Below are 19,712 nucleotides of genomic sequence, written 5' to 3' on the forward strand. Positions count from 1 at the left end.
TCTGAGCTCGCACCGGGCCCGGCACGGCCCGTTCGAAGATGAGAGAGCCGCGTGGCCAAGACGATCCAGAAGTTCATCCCCCGCCGTTTCCGCAAGAGCCGGACCGTCGTCCCCGTCGTCCGACTGGAAGGTACGATCAGCGCCGAGTCGGGCGGCTTCGGCCGTCGCAGCCTGTCCATGGCCTCTGCCGTGCCGCTGCTCGAAAGGGCCTTCGCCAACAAGGCGGCACCGGTGGTTGCAATCGAGATCAACTCGCCGGGCGGCTCGCCTGTCCAGTCGCGGTTGATCCACCGCCATATCCGGGACCTGTCCAGGCGCAAGGGCAAGCCGGTCCTGGTCTTCTGCGAGGATGTCGCCGCGTCGGGCGGCTATATGATCGCCTGCGCGGGGGATGAGATCTTCGCCGATCCGTCGAGCATCGTCGGCTCGATCGGCGTGGTCGCCGGCGGCTTCGGCTTCGTCGATCTGATCCACAAGATCGGCGTGGAGCGGCGCGTCTATACGGCCGGGCGCAACAAGGCGACGCTCGATCCGTTCCAGCCCGAAAAGGCAGAGGATGTCGAGCATCTGAAGCGCCTGCAGCTCGAGGTGCACGAGACCTTCATCGAACTCGTCCGGGAGCGGCGCGGGCTGGCTCTGTCCGACGATCCCGACCTGTTCACCGGGCTGTTCTGGTCTGGCCGGCGCGGCGTCGAGCTCGGCCTCGTGGACCAGCTCGGAACCCTGGACGAGGTTCTGCACCAGCGCTACGGCGACGATGTCGAGATCGAGCGCATCGCACGGCGCCGCGGGCTTCTCGGCGGTCGTCTGTCCTTCGGGGGCGGTGCTTCGGCTGCCCTGGCGAGCGGGCTCGTCTCTGCGGTCGAGGATCGCAGCCTGTGGGCGCGCTACGGTTTGTGAGGCGTTCCGCCTTGCTTTCGCTCATCTTCAGGGCACATTAGAGTTCCCACGGCTTTGCGATAGGAATGATGGTCAGCCTGATGCCGCCACTTATTCTCCTCGGTCTTCTCGGCGCGGCCGCCTATCTGGGCGTGCAGCAGATGAAGAAGGACGCCCAGCGCGTGACCACCCGCAACCGCCGCGCCGAAATGGAGGCCCGCAACCGGGCCCATGGCACGCTGGTGCGCGGCGAGGACGGCGTCTACCGCATCGAGCGGGACTGAACGCTCCGGTTCTGGCGGGCGGCTCACGGCAAACCGGGATGTGGCGATGGATGGAACCAGCCGGGCCCGTCACTCTCGCGGATTGCGCGATGTCCATTCCCAATCAGCGGCCGATTGACTGCCAATTGGCCGGTATCGATCCTATCGATCGGGCTGCGGGTGCGGACACGGCGACGCCTGTCCGTTCCGGCGCTCTCTCTTGACCGGGCCGGCTGCGGCGTGCCAGTGACGGCCTTCCCGCGCGGCCCCTCGTCGCGCGGCAGATGCCCCAATCACGGTTGAGCCGATGTCCGAAACTGCTTTGCACATGCGCCCCGAACGCTCGTTCCAGGGCCTGATCCTGGCGCTGCATCGCTACTGGGCGGATTATGGCTGCGTGGTGCTGCAGCCCTACGATATGGAAGTGGGGGCCGGGACCTTCCATCCGGCGACCACACTGCGTGCGCTCGGGCCCCGAAGCTGGAATGCGGCCTATGTCCAGCCGTCGCGCCGGCCGAAGGATGGCCGCTACGGCGAAAACCCCAATCGTCTGCAGCATTATTACCAGTACCAGGTGCTACTGAAGCCCAATCCGGCCAACCTGCAGGAGCTTTACCTCGGCTCGCTGCGCGCCATCGGCCTCGATCCGCTCGTCCACGATATCCGCTTCGTGGAGGATGATTGGGAAAGCCCGACGCTCGGCGCCTGGGGGCTGGGCTGGGAGTGCTGGTGCGACGGGATGGAGGTGTCGCAGTTCACGTACTTCCAGCAGGTCTGCGGCATCGAATGCGCGCCCGTCGCCGGAGAGCTCACCTACGGGCTTGAGCGGCTCGCCATGTATGTGCAGAATGTCGACAACGTCTATGATCTGAACTTCAACGGCCGCGAGGGCGATGAGAAGGTCACCTATGGCGATGTCTTCCTGCAGGCCGAGCAGGAATATTCCCGCTACAATTTCGAATATGCCGACACGCGGATGCTGCTGCGCCATTTCGAGGATGCCGAAGCCGAATGCGCGGCCCTCCTGGCGGCTGGGGCGCCCGATGCGCCGGGCACGCTGCACCGCTGCGTCCTGCCGGCCTATGACCAGGCCATCAAGGCCAGCCATGTCTTCAACCTTCTGGACGCGCGGGGCGTCATCTCGGTGACCGAGCGCCAGAGCTACATCCTGCGGGTGCGCACGCTGGCGAAAGCCTGCGGCGAAGCCTTCCTTCTGACCGATGCCGGCGGCGCCCGCGCCGCCTGATCGCGGCGAGCGCACAAGCGCTTCACGGCTTGGTGACGAAACGACACGACGCTCTATCTACGGTTGCCATCTCGGATGGCGATGGAGCGCGCGATGGAGTGGCGAGGCCGGCGGCAAAGCAACAATGTATCGGACCAGCGGGGCCGTGGGGGCGGTGGCTTCGGCGGCGGCGGGCCGATGCGCATCCCCATCCGCGCCGGCGGCGGCGGGGGGATTGGCTTCCTCATCATCATTGCCATCCTGTGGTTGGGTTTCGGGATCAATCCGCTCAGCCTGCTCGGGCTCGACCAAGGTGGCGGCCAGCCGACGCGCACGGCGCAGGGCCCCGGCCCGCAGGGCACCGCGGATGAAACCGACGATTTCGTCGCCACGGTGCTGGCCGATACGGAGGACGTCTGGGGCCGCCGCTTCCAGGCGGCCGGAGAGACCTATCCCGAACCCAAACTCGTCCTCTTCACCGGTTCGGTGAACTCGGCCTGCGGCCAGGCTTCCGCCGCCATGGGGCCGTTCTACTGCCCGCGCGACCAGCAGGTATATATCGATCTGTCCTTCTTCCAGCAGCTCGACCGGCAGCTCGGGGCGCCGGGCGATTTCGCGCAGGCCTATGTCATCGCGCATGAGGTGGGCCACCACGTCCAGAACGTGACGGGCATCCTGCCGCGCACGACAGAGATGCGCCAGCGCATGTCCGAGGCCGACGCCAATGCCATTTCGGTGCTCGTCGAACTCCAGGCCGATTGCTATGCCGGCATCTGGGCGCACGATACCTACGAGGCGGGCTATCTGGAACCGGGCGATATCGACGAAGCGCTGAATGCAGCCTCGCAGATCGGCGACGATACGCTCCAGCGCCGCAGCCAGGGCACCGTCGTGCCCGACAGCTTCACCCATGGCACGTCGGCTCAGCGCCAGGAGTGGTTCAAGCGGGGCTATGAAGGCGGCGATGTCGCGGCCTGCGATACGTTCCAGGGGCGGATCTGAACGGATCCGGCCGGCGGGGCGCCATGCGCCCCGCCTTGACAGTCACGGGCATGTGTCGGAAGGAGCCGCAGCGAAACTGCGAATGCTCACCGTACGGTCCCGGCCGGTCCCTCCGCCATGGAGGGCGTGGAAAGACGAGTCATGCCCGATCTGCTTCTTGAACTTCGTTCCGAGGAAATTCCCGCCCGCATGCAGCGCAAGGCGGCCGGCGATCTGAAGAAGCTCGTCACCGACGCCCTCGTGGCCGCGGGCCTGACCTATGAGGGCGCGCGCGAATACTGGACGCCGCGCCGGCTGACGCTCGACATTCGCGGCGTGGATGCCCGCTCGCGCGATGTGCGGGAGGAGCGCAAGGGCCCGCGCACCGATGCGCCGCAAAAGGCGATCGAGGGGTTCCTGCGCGGCGCCGGACTGTCGTCGGTGGACGAGGCCGAAATCCGCCGGGACGAGAAGAAGGGCGATTTCTACGTTGCCGTCATTCAGACGCCCGGACGCCCCGCCGAGGAGATCGTCGCCGATGTGATGCCCGGCATCATCCGGGATTTCCCATGGCCCAAATCCATGCGCTGGGGCTCCGCCTCCAGGGAGGCGGGCAGCCTGCGCTGGGTGCGGCCGCTGCAATCCATCCTGTGCGTCTTCGGGCCGGAGCAGGGGGAAACCGTCGTCGTGCCCTTCGAGGTGTCGGGCATCGCCTCCGGCAACCGGACGGTCGGCCACCGCTTCCATGCGCCCGAACCCATCACCGTGCGCCGCTTCGAGGACTACGCCGCCAAGCTGGAAAAGGCCCGCGTCATCCTGGACGCCGAGCGCCGCAAGGACATCATCCGAACGGATGCGCAGACGCTGGCCTTCGCCCAGGGGCTCGAGGTCGTGGAGGATGAAGGCCTTCTGGAGGAAGTCTCCGGTCTGGTGGAGTGGCCCGTGGTTCTGATGGGCGCCTTCGATGCCGCCTTCCTGGCCATCCCGCCCGAGATGATCCAGCTGACCATCCGGACCAATCAGAAATGCTTCGTCACCCGCCGGCGGGGCGAAAGCGGGCTGGCCGACCGGTTCCTGCTCGTGGCCAATATAGAGGCCGCCGATGGCGGGGCCGAGATCATGCGCGGCAACGGCAAGGTCGTGCGCGCGCGTCTGTCGGATGCGCTCTATTTCTGGAACACGGACCAGCAGGACCTGCCGGACCTCGGCGGCCTGCAGCACTCTGCCGAGAATCTGGGGCTCGATCTTGGCCGCCCGCTGGACCAGCGGCTCGCCAAGCTCGACGCGCTGGACGTGACCTTCCATGCCAAGCTCGGCACGCAGGGCGCACGCGTGCGCCGCATTGCCGATCTGGCGCAAGCGCTGGCCCCGCTGGTCGGAGCCGATCCGCGCGCGGCGCGCCGCGCGGCGCTCCTGGCCAAGGCGGACCTGACGACCGAAGCGGTCGGCGAGTTCCCCGAACTCCAGGGCCTGATGGGGCGGACCTATGCGGCGCTGCAGGGCGAGGACGCCTCCGTCCAGGCCGCCATCGAGGACCATTACAAGCCGCTCGGCCCGACCGATCGCGTGCCGACCGACCGGGTGGCCATCGCGGTGGCCCTGGCCGACAAGCTCGACATGCTGGCCGGCTTCTGGTCCATCGACGAAAAGCCCACCGGCTCCAAGGATCCCTATGCCCTGCGGCGCGCCGCGCTCGGCGTGATCCGCATTCTTCTGGAAAACGACATTCGCCTGCGCCTCGGCGGCTTCCTGCCGGCGGGTGATCTCCTGAGCTTCTTCCATGACCGGTTGAAGGTCCAGATGCGTGACAGCGGGGCCCGGCCCGATCTGGTGGATGCGGTCCTGTCGGGCGGGCGGGATGGTGCGGCCAAGGACGATGTCGTCGACATTGCCCGCCGCGTTGCGGCGCTCGGCGCGCTGCTCGATACCGAGGATGGGCGCAACCTCGTGGCGGCCTACCGCCGCGCCGCCAATATCCTGGCGGCCGAAGAGCGCAAGGACGGCGCACCGGCTGCGGCGGCGGTGGACCCGTCCCGCTTCGTGGAGGCGGAGGAACGTGCCCTTTCGAGCGCGGTGGACAACGCGCAAGCCGCCTTGTCCCGCGCGCTGGCGGCAGAAGATTATGCCGCTGCCGCGGCTGCGCTCGCCAGCCTGCGGGCGCCGGCCGACGCCTTCTTCGAGACGGTGCTCGTCAATGCCGACGATCCGGCCCTGCGCGCCAACCGGCTGGCGCTCCTGTCGCGCATTCGCAGCGCCACCGAAGAGGTAGCCGATTTTTCGCGCATCGCCGGCTGACGGTCGCTCGGTCGGGCGTTCGCCTGGTGCCGGTTTCGTTACAAGCGGGCCGGCTCCGGCAATAAAGCGTTAAGGAAAAAATCACGTTTTCCCGCCTATCCTGCCCCTAACTCGCCAGAATGCGCTGGCACAAGGGGCTGAAACAACGGCGAAATCGCCGTTGGGGGCAGGTTTAAGACCCGGCAGACGCCCCTTGACTTCGACACCTGGAAGACCCTCAAGCGCGTGCGATGCCGCGGTTGGGGGCGTGAGGGGACGTTTGACGATGCGAAAGCCCGGTGCGGCGCTCAAGGCCGCCATGCGTTGGACTGCGGCTGTTGCGGCCAGCCTGATGGTGGCATCCGCGGTGCCGGCATCGGCAGCCTGGAACCAGCCTTGGAAGAGCGAGGACCGGGCCCTGGTCATCGATGCCTACGAGTTCAATCCGATCGACTGGGCCGAACTGACGAGCGACAAGCGCATCGCCGGCTTCATCAACAAGGCGTCGGACGGCATGCCCCCCGCCTGGTCCTGCCGCGGCCTGTCCGGCGACGACGCCAATCTCTGCAAGAACCGCTGGTGGAAGTATTCCGTCACCCGGGAACTGTACCAGACGCGCCGCGCCATGGCCAAGCAACTGGGCCTCAAATGGGGCGCCTACCATCTGGCCCGGCCGGGCAATCCGCGCGAGCAGGCAGACCATTTCCTCGACTTCGCCGAGCCGAGCGACGACGATCTGATCGCCCTCGATATCGAGGATATCTCGCCGGAATGGATGTCCCTGTCGGATGCCGAGATCTTCGCCGAGCAGATCCGCATCCGCACCGGCCGCTACCCGGTCCTCTACACCAACGGCAACACGGCCGCCTATATCGACAAGAACGCGGATGCCTATCCGCTCCTGTCCCGCCTGCCGCTCTGGTATGCCCGCTATCGTGACGACATTACCGGCCTGTTCCCGGAAACGAGCTGGCCGCAATATGCGCTCTGGCAGTTCTCGTCCATGCACAATTGCTCCGAGCGCTCCTGCCCCTACCGCGTCAAGGGTGCGCAGACAGACATCGACGTCAATGTCTCGCCCCTGTCCGTGGCCGAGCTGCGCGCGGCCTGGCCCTTCCGGGAGCTGGTGCGCGAACTGCCGGCCGATGCCGGCACGCTGACCGCGGCGCGGGGCACCGCAGGCGAGGGGCTGATGGTCAACGCCTTCGGACCCTCCGGCCAGCCGCAGCACCGCGACCCGCTCGCCATGCTCACGGAAGTGGCGCGGCAGGAACATGCCGGCCAGCCCCGCCAGCCGGTCCTGTCCTCCCTGACCCGGGCGCCGAAGGTGGATCCCGACATGCCGGGCGACGGGCACGTCACCGACCCTGTTTCCGCCATCGCCAAGAGCTTCGCCCAGCTCGGCCGCAAGATGCAGCGCGTCGTGGAAGTTCTGTCCGAGGACGATGAGCCGGCTCTCGTTCCCATGCGCGGCGCGTTCCGCCATCCGACGAAGGATGGCGCGGTCACGCCCGTGGCAGCGCCCCGCATTCCCACCGAGGCGCGGTCCTTCATCATCGAGCAGATGGAAAAGTCCCGCGCCGTCAACGGCGCGACCGGCCAGGACGGCGCCGCCGCCGCGGCGCTGGATGGTGCGCTGGCGCTGGCCGACACCGGCCGCGAACGCGGCGGACGGCCGAGCGGCGCGGCAACGGCGCTGGAAGCCATGGCGCAATCGGGCGGCCGGGTGGCCGACGCCTTCGCCCTGACGCAATAAGGCGATTTCCAACGTGGTGGAGTTTGGTTAAACCCCTCCCAAACAGGAGTGGGTCGATGGCCGGACAGATCAGGCATGCCGACGCGGCGGCGCTTGCGCAAGCCGTGCGCATCCTGTCCGAGGGCGGGCTTGTCGCCGTGCCGACGGAAACGGTCTATGGGCTGGCGGCCGACGCAACCGATGGCGCAGCGGTGGCCGGCATCTACGCCGCCAAGGGACGGCCCAGCTTCAACCCCCTGATCGCCCATGTGGACGGGCTGGACATGGCGCATCGGCTGGCCCGGCTCGACCCTTTGGCCGAGCGCCTCGCGGCGCGCTTCTGGCCGGGACCAATGACGCTCGTCCTGCCGCTGGCCGACGGCTCGCCCGTGCATCCGCTCGTCACCGCCGGGCTGAAGACCGTGGCGCTGCGCATGCCGCGCGGGGTGATGGCCGATGTCATCACGCAGTTCGGCCGGCCGCTGGCGGCGCCGAGCGCCAACCGTTCCGGGCGCGTTTCGCCCACCAGGGCCGCCCATGTGGCGCGCAGCCTGGGCGCCGGCGTGCCGCTGATCCTGGATTCCGGGCCGACCGATGTGGGGCTGGAAAGCACCATCCTGAAACCGATGGGGGACCATATCGCCCTGTTGCGGCCGGGTGGGCTGCCGGCGGAGGAGGTGGAGGCCGCGCTGGGCTTGCCGGTGGTGGTGGCCGATGGGCCGGACATCGAGGCGCCCGGCCAACTGCAATCCCACTACGCGCCGGCCGGCGCGGTGCGGCTGAATGCGCGGCAGGTGGAGCCCGGCGAGCACCTGATCGCCTTCGGCCCGACGGCCCTGCCTGGGCAGGACCGGGCCGCCGGTATCGTCAATCTGAGCCCGGCGGGCGATCTGCGGGAAGCGGCCGCGCAGCTCTTCAGCGCGCTGACCGCCCTCGACGACCCGCGGATCGACCGGATCGCGGTGGCGCCGATCCCGCAGACGGGCCTTGGCCGGGCCATCAACGACAGACTGCGCCGTGCCGCCGCGCCGCGCTGAGGAGAGCCCCATGGATACGCCCCTGCCTGCGACCGCAATTTCTAAGGATATCATCGCCCGCCTGTCGGCGATCGTCGGTCCCGCCCATGCCCTGACCGATCCCGAGCTGATCGCCCCCTATGTGCGCGAGGAACGGGATCTGTATGCGGGGCGCACCCTGCTCGTGCTGCGGCCGGGCTCGGTGGAGGAAGTCTCCGCCATCATGGCGCTGGCGCAGGAAACGCGCACGCCCATCGTGCCGCAGGGTGGCAATACGGGCCTTGTCGGCGGGCAATCCCCCCGTTCGGAGGCGGAAGTCGTCCTGTCGCTTTCGAGGTTGAACCGGATCCGGGATGTCGATCCGGCCGGCCGGACCATGGTCGTGGAGGCCGGCGTCGTCCTGTCGGCGGCGCAGCGCGCGGCGGATGAGGCCGGCTTTCTCTTCCCGCTGTCCCTCGGGGCGGAGGGCTCCTGCCAGATCGGCGGCAACCTGGCGTCCAATGCCGGCGGGACAAACGTCCTGGCCTATGGCAACACGCGCGAATTGTGCCTCGGCATCGAGGCCGTCCTGCCGGGCGGGGGCATCTATCATGGGCTCCGCCGCCTGAAGAAGGACAATCGCGGTTACGATCTGAAAGACCTCCTGATCGGCTCGGAAGGCACGCTGGCGGTGATTACGGCGGCGGTCCTGCGCCTCTTTCCGCGCCCTGCGGGGCGGGAGGTCGCCTATGTCGGCCTGTCCTCGCCGCAGGCGGCGCTGCGGCTGCTCAAGCTTGCGGAAGGGCGCGCCGGCACGCAGTTGACCGCCTTCGAGCTGATGCCGCGCATCGGCATGGAGTTCACCATCCGCCATACGACCGGCGCGCGCGATCCGCTCTCGCAGCCGCATGAATGGTATGTGCTGATCGAGATATCGTCCGCCCGGTCGGCAGAGGATGCGCGCACGACGCTGGAGGAAATCCTGGCGGACGCCTTCGAGGCCGGCGATGTCGAAGACGCCGCCATCGCGCAGTCCTTGAGCGACGCCGCCGATTTCTGGCGCATGCGCGAAGAGATGAGCTGGGCCCAGAAGCCGGAGGGCGGCTCCATCAAGCATGACGTGTCGGTACCCGTCGCGCTGGTGCCGACATTCCTCGACCGCGCCGGGGCGGCCGTTCTTGCGGCCATGCCGGGCGCGCGGATCGTCTCCTTCGGCCATATGGGCGATGGGAACATTCACTACAACATTTCGCAACCGGTGGGCGCCGACAAGGCCGCCTTCCTGGCGCGGTGGGGAGAGATGAACGCCATCGTCCACGGCATCGTGGCGGAGCTCGGCGGCAGTTTCTCGGCCGAGCACGGGATCGGCCAGCTCAAGCGCGACGAGCTGGCGCGCAGCAAGGCGGGGCTGGAGATGTCCCTGATGCACGGCATCAAGGCCCTGTTCGATCCTTCGGGCATCCTCAATCCCGGCAAGCTCCTGCAAGCCGACGTGATAAGAGTTGATCAAGGTTAACCGATTCTCAATCGGCGGGGCCCATTATGCGCATTGGCGGGCCGTCAGCCCGCGCCACAGTGTGAGCCGCCAATGCCTCTGCACCGGATGGAAACCGGCAAGAGCCGGGTTCGGGTCAATCTCGTCCTCGGCATCTTCATCGCCGCGCATGTCGCGATCCTCGCGCGGCTGGTGGATTTCGCCTATAGCGAACCGCCGCCCATCACCTATGCCGGTTCCGCACCCTCCACGGCGCGGCCCGACATTCTGGACCGCAACGGCAACATCCTGGCGCGTGACATCGCGACCTTCTCCGTCTTTGCCGAGCCGCGCCGTGTGGTCGATGCCGACGAGGCGGTCGAGAAGCTCGTCACCGCCATGCCGGAGCTCGACGCCAAGTCGCTCTACAACCGTCTCAGCGGCAAGTCCGGCTTCACCTGGATCAAGCGGTCCATCACCCCGGCCAAGCAGCAGGAGATCCTGAACCTCGGCATTCCGGGCATCGGCTTCCGCGAAGAGGTCAAGCGCCTCTACCCGAACGGGCCGGCGGCAGCCCAGGTGCTCGGCGCGGTGAATGTCGACAATATCGGCATCGCTGGCATCGAGAAGTGGATCGACACGTCCGGACTCGGCGCGCTGCGCACCAATGGCATGCGCTACGAGCGGGCCGATCTCGACCCCGTCCAGCTTTCGATCGACCTCTATGTACAGCACGCCTTCGCCGATCAACTGGCCAAGGAAGTGGAGCATTTCGACGCGATCGGCGGCGCCGGGCTTTTGATGGACGTGACCAATGGCGAGGTCCTGTCGCTCGTATCGCTGCCCGACTTCGATCCGAACGATCCGACGCAGGCCTTGAAGAAGGAGCATATCAACCGGATCAATGTCGGCGTCTACGAAATGGGCTCGACCTTCAAGGCGCTGACCACGGCCATGGCGGTGGAAAGCGGCCTGTTCAACCTGCGTTCGGTCATCGACGCGTCGAAGCCCCTGAGCTTCGGGCGCTTCGCCATTCGCGACTATCGCGGCGAGTACCGGCCGTTGAACCTGCCGGAAGCCTTCCTGGTGTCGTCCAACATCGCCTTCGGCAAGATGGCGCTGGCCGTCGGCGTGGAAGGGCACAAGGCCTTCCTGGCCAAGATGGGCGAGACGACGCGTCTGAAGACCGAACTGCCGGAAAGCGCGGCGCCGATCGTGCCGCGGCACTGGTCGGATGTGAATACCGCCACCATCGCCTTCGGCCACGGCCTTGCCGTGACGCCGCTGCAGGCGGTGATGGGCGTGGCCGGCCTCGTCAATGGCGGGCATCTGATCAAGCCGACCTTCATCAAGGGATCGCCCGTGCCGGACCGGCTCGTCGCCGACAATGTCGTCGCGCCCGAAACGAGCGAGACGCTGCGTTACCTGATGCGGCTGAACGCGGTCAGGGGCTCGGCCAAGCGGGCCAACGTGCCGGGCTACTTCATCGGCGGCAAGACGGGCACGGCCGAGAAGGTCGTGAACGGGCGCTACGACAAGACGCGCGTCATGACATCCTTCATGGGCGTCCTGCCGGCCAACGATCCGAAATATCTGATGCTGGTGATTCTGGACGAACCAAAGGGGTCGAAGGAAACCTACGGCTTCCGCACCTCGGGCTGGAACGCCGTGCCGGCCGGCGGCCGCATCTTCGAGCGCATCCTGCCGCTCCTGCACCTTTCGCCGACTTACGACAATCCGCCCGATCCCTTCCCCGTGGCGACGCGCCAGCACGCCTTCGGCTATCAGGATGTCCTGCCCGCCGCCGCGGCGCGCTGAGCGCCGCCGTCACCGCCGCGTCATGGGTCGGGGCTAAAGCCGGCGGGTGACGCCGCGCGCATGGGCAGGGATCCGTATGTCGGACGGTTTGGATTTTCGGCAGAACCCGGTTCGGATCGGCATCGTGGCCGATCCGCAATATGCCGCACGCGCACCGAACCTTGCCATGAACAGGCACTATGCGGAATCGCTCTGGAAGCTCGACCAGGCGATCGGCTGCTTCAATGAAGCGCCGCTCGATCTCGTCATGACACTCGGCGACGTGATCGACCGCGACGTCGAAAGCCTGGCGGCCATCATGCCTGTCTATGAAGGGCTCAAGCATCCGGCGCTCTTCGTCCTCGGCAATCATGATTTTTCCGTCAAACCGCTCCAGCGGCCCGCCATCCCCGGCATGCTCGGCATGCTGGCACCCTGGTACGATGTTTCCCTGCGCGGGCTGCGTTTCATCGTCCTCGACGGCAACGATGTCAGCACCTTCGCGCCGCCCGCCGGCGATCCACGGCATGAGGAAGCCGCTGCGCGGCTGGCGGTGCTGCAAGGGCAGGGGGCGGTCCAGGCGAAAGCGTGGAACGGCACCATCGGCACCGTCCAGCGGCGCTGGCTGGAGGAGCGCCTTGCTTTGGCCGTGGCGGCCGGCGAGGGGGTCATCCTGTGCTGTCACTATCCGATCTTTCCGCAGGATCAGCACAATCTGTGGGACTGTGACGCGATTCTCGACCTCGTCCTGTCCTGCGACAATGTGCTCGCCTGGTTCAACGGCCACAACCATGCGGGCCATTACGGCATAGTGGACGGACGCCACTTCGTGACGTTCCGCGGCATGGTGGACACGCCCGACAGCGGCGCCCACGCCATCGTCACCATCGGCGACGGGCAGCTTCGCATCGCAGGCTTCGGGCGGGAGATCAGCCGCGACCTGGCGCTGCCGGCGCGCTTTCGCTGAGGCTTGCGCGCCTGTTATCCTGCTGTCATGCATCTGTGGTTGTTGCGCTCCGACAACGATTTACAAGGTGCCAGACCGATGAAGCCGATCCTTGCCGCACTCGCCGCCTGCCTTCTGTCGACGGCGGCGTCCGCAGCCGACCTCGTGCTCTATACGAGCCAGCCGAACGAGGATGCGCAGGCGACCGTCGACGGGTTCCGCGAAGCGACCGGGCTCGACGTCGAATGGGTGCGCGACGGCACGCCCAAGATCATCGCGCGGCTGATGGCCGAGATCGAGGCCGGGAGCCCCGCGCCGGACGTTCTCCTGATCGCCGACAGCGTCACCCTGCAGCGCATGAAGGAAGCCGGCCAGCTTCTGCCCTACCGCTCGCCGGAGGCGGCCGCCTACCCTGCCGGGCTGCACGATCCCGATGGCGCCTTCCATGCAACCAAGCTGATCACCACCGGCATCGTCTACAACACGGCCGCCGGCATGAAGCCCGCGCACTGGAAGGACCTTGCGGGGGCCGAGGCCAAGGGGCTCGTGGCCATGCCGAGCCCGGCCACGTCCGGCGCGGCGCTGATCCACGCGCAGACGCTCGCCAATGTCGACGGGCTCGGCTGGGACTATTACCGCGCCCTCAAGGACAATGGCGCCGTGGCGGCCGGCGGCAACGGCGCCGTCCTCAAATCCGTCGCCTCGGGCGAGAAGGCCTATGGCATGGTGGTCGACTACATGCCGATCCGCGAAGCGGCCAAGGGCGCTCCGGTCGGCTTCGTCTTCCCGCAGGAGGGCGTGTCGGCCGTGACCGAGCCCGTCGCCATCCTGTCCACCGCCCGCAACAAAGATGCCGCCAAGGCTTTCGTCGACTATCTCCTGTCGCAGAAGGGGCAGGAGTTGCAGGCCAGGCTCGGCTACATTCCGGCGCGTGAGGGCGTTGCCCTGCCGGAGGGCTTCCCGGCCCGGGCGGATATCAAGCTCCTCCCCTTCGATCCGCAGGCGGCGCTGGCGGCCAGCACGGCGGACCTGTCCACCTTCAACGGGATTTTCGGGACCGGTCAGTAAGGGCGTCATGTCGGCACTGCCCCGAGCGCGCCAGGAGCCGCGCTGGCTGACGCTCGCCGTCACCGGCACCATTCTGTTCCTTTGCGCGCTGCCGCTCCTGCGCCTGGCGATCACCGGCGCGCGTTCGGCGGGCTTCGAGGGGATCGCCGGTCTTCTTGCCGATCCGCAGCTCTGGCCTGCCTTCAGGAACAGCCTGACCACGTCGCTCCTCGGCATGATCCTGTCGGTGGTGCTGGGAATGGTCTTCGCACTCGCGCTGACGCTGACCGATCTCCGGCGCCGCTCGGCGCTCGGCATCCTCTTCATCCTGCCCATGATGATCCCGCCGCAGGTCACGGCGCTCGCCTGGATCGGCATGACGGGACCATCCAGCGCGCTGTTGAAGGCAGTCGGCCTCGCGCCGTCGCTCGGCAGCCCGCAGCCGCTCTATTCGATCGGCGGCATCGCGCTGCTGATGGGCGTCCAGCATGCGCCGCTCGTCTACCTGACCCTGCGGGCCAGCCTCCTGTCCCTGCCGCGCGACGCGATCGAGGCCGCGCGCCTTGCCGGGGCGGGGCGCTGGCGCACCCTTGCCGATATCGTGCTGCCGCTGGCGCTGCCGGGCCTCGTCGCCGGCGCCTCCATCGCCTTCGTATCGGGGATCGGCAATTTCGGCATCGCGGCCATTCTGGGCATACCGGCCGGCGAACTGACGCTGCCGACGCTCATCTACAGCCGGCTCACCGCCTTCGGCGCGGGAACATTCGGCGATATCGCGCTTCTGGCCGCGCTCATCGCCATCATCGCATTTGCCGGTCTGTTCATCCAGGAGCGCGCCCTGGCCGGGCGCGATTACCGGGTGCTCGGGCATTCCGGGGCTGCCGCCAGCTTCATGCTGGGGCGTTGGCGCGGGCCGGTTGAAGCGATGCTGTGGCTGGTGATCGGGGTGATCCTCCTTGCGCCCTTCGCCGCGCTTCTGGCCGGGGCGCTCGCGCCTGCCTATGGCGTGCGGCTGACGCCGGACACCGCCACGCTGGATGCCTTCCGCGAGGTTCTGTTCCGCCAGAGCGCGACGCGCACGGCCTTTTCCAATTCCTTCCTCCTGGCCGGGGCCGCGGCGCTCATCCTCGGCGTCATGTCGCTCATGACGGCTTATCTGTTGACGCGCCGGCGCGGCCGGCTCGCGCGGGTCCTGTCGGCGCTGACGGACGTTCCCTATGCGCTGCCCGGCATCGTCATCTCCGTCGCCTTTCTTCTGCTTTTCGCGGCACCGGTGCCCTTCCTCGGCATCCGGCTCTACGGGACACTCTCGATCATCCTCCTGGCCTATCTGTCGTCTTTCCTGGCCGTGGCGCTGAAGCCGGTCGACAGTGCCTTCCGCCAGCTCGACCCCGTTTTGGAAGAGGCGGCACGCATGGCGGGGGCGGGCTTTTCCCGGCGGATGCGCGATATCCTGCTGCCGCTCGTGGCGCCCTCGGCACTGGCCGGCGCGGTGCTTGTCTTCCTCTTCGCCTGCAACGAGCTGACCGTGTCGGCGCTCCTGTGGTCGGCCGGGACACAGACGATCGGCGTCGTCATCTACAATCTGGACGACAGCGGCAGCTTCAACCTGGCGGCTGCCCTTTCGGTGATCGTCGTCCTGATCGTGGCCCTTTTGATGCTGCTCCTGCATCTTGGTGGCCGTTACCTGCCCCGGGGAACCGTTCCATGGCAAAGCTGATCCTGAACCATGTGACCAAGCGCTTCGAGGGCACGGCGCAGCCGGCGGTGGACGATCTGTCGCTGGAACTGCCCGAACGCGCCTTCATGGCGTTGCTCGGTCCGTCCGGCTGCGGCAAGACGACGGTGCTGCGCATGGTGGCGGGCTTCGAGCAGCCGACGGGCGGCGATATCCGCCTGGGGGAACGGCGGCTTGCGGATGCCGGCGGCATGGTCCCGCCGGAGCACCGCGGCATGGCCATGGTGTTCCAGTCTTACGCCCTCTGGCCGCATATGAGCGTTGCCGACAATGCGGGCTATCCGTTGAAGGTGCGCGGCGTCGGCCGCGATGCCTATGACCGCAAGGTGCGCGCAGCGCTGGCGGCGGTGCGGCTCGACGCCATGGCCGATCGCCGGCCGGCCGAGCTGTCCGGCGGCCAGCGCCAGCGTGTGGCCCTGGCGCGCTGCCTGGTGACCGATCCTTCAGTGGTGCTTCTGGACGAGCCGCTCGCCAATCTGGACCGGCACCTGCGCCAGGAGATGGAGGAGAATTTCCGCATATTCCACGAGCGCTCCGGGGCGGCGATGATCTATGTCACCCACGATCAGTCCGAGGCCATGGCGCTGGCCTCGCATGTGGCCGTCATGGCCGAGGGGAGGCTGTTGCAGGTCGCCGCCCCGCAGGCGCTTTACGCCCGGCCGCAGGGGCGCCTGGTGGGCGAACTCGTCGGCCGGGGGCGGATCCTGGACCTTGCCGAGGATGGCGATCCGGCGCGGCACTGGCCGCGCGAGCGCATCGCCGCCGCGCTCGTCAGGCGCGGCCATGGCGGTGCGCTGCGGGCGGTTCTGGTGCGGCCGGAACATGTGGTGGCGGATGCGCCGGGCATGCCGGCAACCGTTGCAGGCTGCATCTTCGAGGGCGAACGCTACCTTCTCCGTCTCACGCTGGAAGGGGGTGGGGAACTCCTGGCCTATGCAACGTCGCCCCATGGCGTCGGATCGTCGATCGGCGTGGCGATCCTGGAAGGTTGGTGCCTCGGCGCGGGCGATGCGGGTTGACGAAACCTGCCCTCGAAAGGCCGGTTTTGCCGGCTGTTGGCCACGGTTTTGTAACCCTGATTTTCGCTACCAACGCTTAACCCCGTTTCTTCAGAGGCTCGCAACGGGGGCTTTCTAGATTGGCTGCAACAAGGGGCGGGACAGACACCGCCCGGCAGTCGATAGAACAGAAGGCGACACCAGGATGAGCAGCGTTTCTGAAAAGGCTCCCGTGCATCCCGCTTGGACACGGAACCCGATCCGCCTGGATCCGGCGGTCGCCGACCGGCGCATCAGCTTCGACATGATGGATGGCGATGAGCGCGTCTCCTACCGGGTCGACCGGCGCGGCGCGATGGTCCGCCGCCTGTATGAGGGTTCGGACGTTCCCGTGTCCATTCCGCTGGCGCCCTGCGCCTTCCGCGGTGTGGCGGCACGGGCCATGGAAGAGCCGGGCGGCCGGGTCACGGTCACGCTCGAACTCATGCACGAGGATCCGCGCCTGAGCGTGCCGCTTCTGGTGGCGAGCGATCTGTTCGACGTGGCGGCCGACTGGCGGAGCTGGTCCAGCCTCTTCAACCTTCCCATGCTGATGGTAGAGGCCGACGGCAGCGTGACCGCGCTGGAGGAAACGCTCGGCATGCTCAAGGCCGCATCGCCGGCCGATCGCCGCCGCAGCTACCACAAGGGCCGCCGCCCGCGCTTCCTGGTCCGCCGCAAGCCGGGCGGGGTCGGCATCCGCATGGTGATCGACGGGCGTGAGATCATCGCCCGCCGCTGACCGGAAGGGGTGGCGCTCAAGCCCCGAAGGGGAAGGACAGGGTCCAGAGCGCAGAGGCGAGAAGCCCAATGAACAGGATCCAGCCGAACAGATTGTTGGAGCGGAACAGCGCCAGGCATGCCTCTCCGTCGTCGATGTCGATCCGGGTGATCTGCCAGATCATCTGGCAGGCTCCGATGGCGAGCGCCGCATAGGCCGGCCAGCTCGGCCCGGCCGAAGCCGAACCGCTCGCCAGATAGGCGGCCAGGAAGCACAGGATTGCCCCGCCATACAGGATGACGAGCGCCTGCCGCGTCCGCTGCCCGAACAGACGCGCTGTCGACCGCACGCCGACGAGGGCATCGTCCTCCCGATCCTGGTGGGCGTAGATCGTATCGTAGCCGATGGTCCACAGGACCGCGCCGGCATAGAGCAGGAGCGGCGCGGCCGACAGGCTGGCCCAGTATCCGGCCCAGCCCATCAGCGCACCCCAGGAAAAGGCCAGGCCCAGCCCAAGCTGCGGCCAATCGGTCACGCGCTTCAGGAAGGGGTAGACGGCGACGACGCCGAGCGAGGCGATGCCGGTGACGATGGCGAAATCGTTGAACTGCAGAAGCACGACAAAGCCCACCAGCGTCTGCACGAGGAGGAAGAGCTTGGCCTGCAAGCGGCTGACGCGTCCGGAGGGCAGGGGGCGGGAGCGTGTCCGGGCGACACGGCCGTCGATCTCCTGGTCCACCAGGTCGTTATAGGTGCAGCCGGCCCCGCGCATCGCGATGGCGCCGATGACGAAGAGCAGAAGATGGGCGACACTGGGCAGGCCGGTATGGACGGCCGAGGGCGCGGCCGATTGCGGGGCCAGCGCCGCGCTCCACCAGCAGGGCCACATCAGAAGCTGCCAGCCGATCGGCCGGTCCCAGCGGGCAAGCTGCGCGAAGGGCCAGAGCGGTGATGGCAGCCAGCGATAGACGAAATTGTCCGACGGGGCATCGGCGACGCGGCCCTGATCCATCCCCGTATCTTTCCTGTCGTTCTGCATGGCGCGGAGGAATGCCGTGAAACACGGCGGCGTCAAGCGCTTTTGCGGGGGTACAGGCCCGTTTCCCCGGCAATCGCCTGGCCAGCCGCCCTCTGCGCGGGGCGGCGCACGGCTTTCCACCGGGCGGGAAAATGATCTACAGGAGGGCTTCGCGCGGCACGCTGCCTTCGGCGCCGCATCGGCTTGTCAGTGAAGTATCAAGGGCCCATGAGCACCAATGTCCTTCTGATCGGCTCCGGCGGCCGCGAGCATGCGCTTGCGGCCAAGCTGGCGCAGTCTCCCGAACTCGGAACATTCTTCGCCGCGCCCGGCAATCCCGGCATTGCGCAGCATGCGCGCTGCGTGGATGTCGATCCGGCCGACCATGCCGCCGTCCTTGCCTTCTGCCGTGCCGAGCGGATCGGTCTCGTCGTGGTCGGGCCGGAAGTGCCGCTCGTGGCCGGGCTTGCCGATGCGCTGGAGGCCGGCGGCATCCTCGTCTTCGGGCCGAGCCAGGCCGCTGCCGCGCTCGAGGGTTCGAAGGGCTTCACCAAGGAACTCTGCGCCCGGATGCACATCCCGACCGCGGCCTTCCGGCGCTTCGACGCGCTGGACCCGGCGCTCGCCTATGTACGGGCGGAAGGCGCGCCCATCGTCGTCAAGGCGGACGGACTGGCCGCCGGCAAGGGCGTGACGGTGGCTGCCACGCTCGATGAGGCGGAGGAGGCGCTGCGCGCCTGCTTTGCCGAGCCCGGCGCCGAAGTCGTGGTGGAAGAATGCATGACCGGGCCGGAGGCGAGCTTCTTCTGCCTGTGCGATGGCGTACGCGCCGTGCCCTTCGGCACGGCAGAAGATCACAAGCGAGCCTATGACGGGGATGCGGGCCCGAACACCGGGGGCATGGGCGCCTATTCGCCATCAACGCTGATGACGCCCGATGTCATCCGACAGGTCATGGCCGAGATCGTGGAGCCGACCCTGAAGGGCATGGCAGAGGCAGGGACGCCCTTCAAGGGCGTGCTCTATGCCGGCCTGATGCTGACCGACACGGGGCCCCGGCTCATCGAGTACAATGTGCGCTTCGGCGATCCCGAATGCCAGGTCCTGATGATGCGGCTGGAGAGCGATCTCCTGCCCATCCTACGGGCAGCCGCGGCCGGGGATCTGTCACGGGTTACGCCGCGCTGGCGCGACGACCCGGCCGTCACCGTGGTCATGGCGAGCAAGGGCTACCCCGGCAGCTACCGCAAGGGCACGACCATCGCCAGCCTGCCCGAGACGGGCCCGCAGGAGGCGATCTTCCATGCCGGCACGGGACTGTCCGATGGCCGCCTGGTGGCCGAGGGCGGCCGCGTCCTCAACGTCACGGCCACGGGGTCGAGCGTGGCCGAGGCCGCCGACCGGGCCTATGCGCTGGTCCACGCGGTGGACTGGCCGGAGGGATTCTATCGCACGGACATCGCGCACCGGGCACGCTGACGCGTTTTTGACAGGGCAAAACCCCCGCCATGATCTTGATGCACTTTTCTGGCATCTTACGTTAGCGTAAGAGTTATGGCGCTTCCTGGCTTCGTCCGGGTGG

At 67.7% G+C, this 19,712-nt stretch carries 16 protein-coding genes; 15 read left to right on the forward strand and 1 reads right to left on the reverse strand.

Annotated elements, in window-relative coordinates; translation table 11 throughout:
• Positions 1-51 precede the first annotated feature (51 nt).
• The 14 genes from AUL30_RS08550 (at position 52) to AUL30_RS08615 (ending at position 17,133) form a co-directional block, all read left to right on the forward strand.
• On the forward strand, positions 52-900 hold the full coding sequence (locus AUL30_RS08550; RefSeq protein WP_062227461.1) for a S49 family peptidase: 849 nt from the start codon (positions 52-54) through the stop codon (positions 898-900).
• Between the two features lie 80 nt (positions 901-980).
• On the forward strand, positions 981-1,163 hold the full coding sequence (locus tag AUL30_RS08555) for a hypothetical protein (protein ID WP_062227717.1): 183 nt from the start codon (positions 981-983) through the stop codon (positions 1,161-1,163).
• A 286-nt stretch (positions 1,164-1,449) separates the two neighbouring features.
• A complete protein-coding gene (locus tag AUL30_RS08560) occupies positions 1,450-2,388 on the forward strand; it encodes a glycine--tRNA ligase subunit alpha (protein WP_062227462.1) in 939 nt (312 codons plus the stop codon).
• 93 nt (positions 2,389-2,481) lie between these two features.
• Complete coding sequence (gene ypfJ / locus AUL30_RS08565; protein ID WP_062227718.1) at positions 2,482-3,369, forward strand: KPN_02809 family neutral zinc metallopeptidase; 888 nt, start codon at positions 2,482-2,484, stop codon at positions 3,367-3,369.
• 141 nt (positions 3,370-3,510) lie between these two features.
• Entirely contained in the window at positions 3,511-5,643 is a 2,133-nt protein-coding gene (gene glyS / locus AUL30_RS08570; protein ID WP_062227463.1) for a glycine--tRNA ligase subunit beta, read from the forward strand.
• Positions 5,644-5,908: 265 nt separating this feature from the next.
• Entirely contained in the window at positions 5,909-7,378 is a 1,470-nt protein-coding gene (locus tag AUL30_RS20240; RefSeq protein ID WP_062227464.1) for a glycoside hydrolase family 25 protein, read from the forward strand.
• A gap of 56 nt (positions 7,379-7,434) precedes the next feature.
• On the forward strand, positions 7,435-8,394 hold the full coding sequence (locus AUL30_RS08580; RefSeq protein ID WP_062227465.1) for an L-threonylcarbamoyladenylate synthase: 960 nt from the start codon (positions 7,435-7,437) through the stop codon (positions 8,392-8,394).
• 22 nt (positions 8,395-8,416) lie between these two features.
• Positions 8,417-9,868, forward strand: a complete 1,452-nt coding sequence (locus AUL30_RS08585) for an FAD-binding oxidoreductase (protein WP_407638275.1) — start codon at positions 8,417-8,419, stop codon at positions 9,866-9,868.
• Positions 9,869-9,940: 72 nt separating this feature from the next.
• Complete coding sequence (locus tag AUL30_RS08590; protein ID WP_083507785.1) at positions 9,941-11,644, forward strand: peptidoglycan D,D-transpeptidase FtsI family protein; 1,704 nt, start codon at positions 9,941-9,943, stop codon at positions 11,642-11,644.
• A 76-nt stretch (positions 11,645-11,720) separates the two neighbouring features.
• The gene (locus tag AUL30_RS08595) at positions 11,721-12,590 is read left to right on the forward strand and encodes a metallophosphoesterase (RefSeq protein WP_062227468.1); all 870 of its coding nucleotides are present in this window, start codon (positions 11,721-11,723) and stop codon (positions 12,588-12,590) included.
• A 78-nt stretch (positions 12,591-12,668) separates the two neighbouring features.
• Positions 12,669-13,637, forward strand: a complete 969-nt coding sequence (locus tag AUL30_RS08600) for an ABC transporter substrate-binding protein (RefSeq protein ID WP_062227469.1) — start codon at positions 12,669-12,671, stop codon at positions 13,635-13,637.
• 7 nt (positions 13,638-13,644) lie between these two features.
• The gene (locus AUL30_RS08605; protein WP_062227470.1) at positions 13,645-15,336 is read left to right on the forward strand and encodes an ABC transporter permease; all 1,692 of its coding nucleotides are present in this window, start codon (positions 13,645-13,647) and stop codon (positions 15,334-15,336) included.
• On the forward strand, positions 15,324-16,373 hold the full coding sequence (locus tag AUL30_RS08610; RefSeq protein WP_062227471.1) for an ABC transporter ATP-binding protein: 1,050 nt from the start codon (positions 15,324-15,326) through the stop codon (positions 16,371-16,373). The genes AUL30_RS08605 and AUL30_RS08610 overlap by 13 nt, the downstream gene beginning before the upstream one ends.
• Before the next feature lie 184 nt (positions 16,374-16,557).
• Entirely contained in the window at positions 16,558-17,133 is a 576-nt protein-coding gene (locus tag AUL30_RS08615) for a DUF6101 family protein (RefSeq protein WP_062227472.1), read from the forward strand.
• Between the two features lie 16 nt (positions 17,134-17,149).
• Here AUL30_RS08615 and ubiA read toward each other — a convergent pair whose 3' ends face one another.
• Positions 17,150-18,124 carry a 4-hydroxybenzoate octaprenyltransferase gene (ubiA, locus tag AUL30_RS08620; protein ID WP_244490759.1) on the reverse strand — a complete coding sequence of 325 codons (975 nt, stop codon included), beginning with the start codon at positions 18,122-18,124 and terminating at the stop codon, positions 17,150-17,152.
• Positions 18,125-18,358: 234 nt separating this feature from the next.
• Here ubiA and purD point away from each other — a divergent pair, with 234 nt between their 5' ends.
• Positions 18,359-19,609, forward strand: coding sequence for a phosphoribosylamine--glycine ligase (gene purD / locus AUL30_RS08625; protein WP_062227473.1), 1,251 nt, complete (start codon positions 18,359-18,361; stop codon positions 19,607-19,609).
• The last annotated feature ends 103 nt before the right edge of the window (positions 19,610-19,712 follow it).

It is taken from the genome of Aureimonas frigidaquae, from assembly GCF_001463905.1.
Classification (GTDB): Bacteria; Pseudomonadota; Alphaproteobacteria; order Rhizobiales; family Rhizobiaceae; genus Aureimonas; species Aureimonas frigidaquae.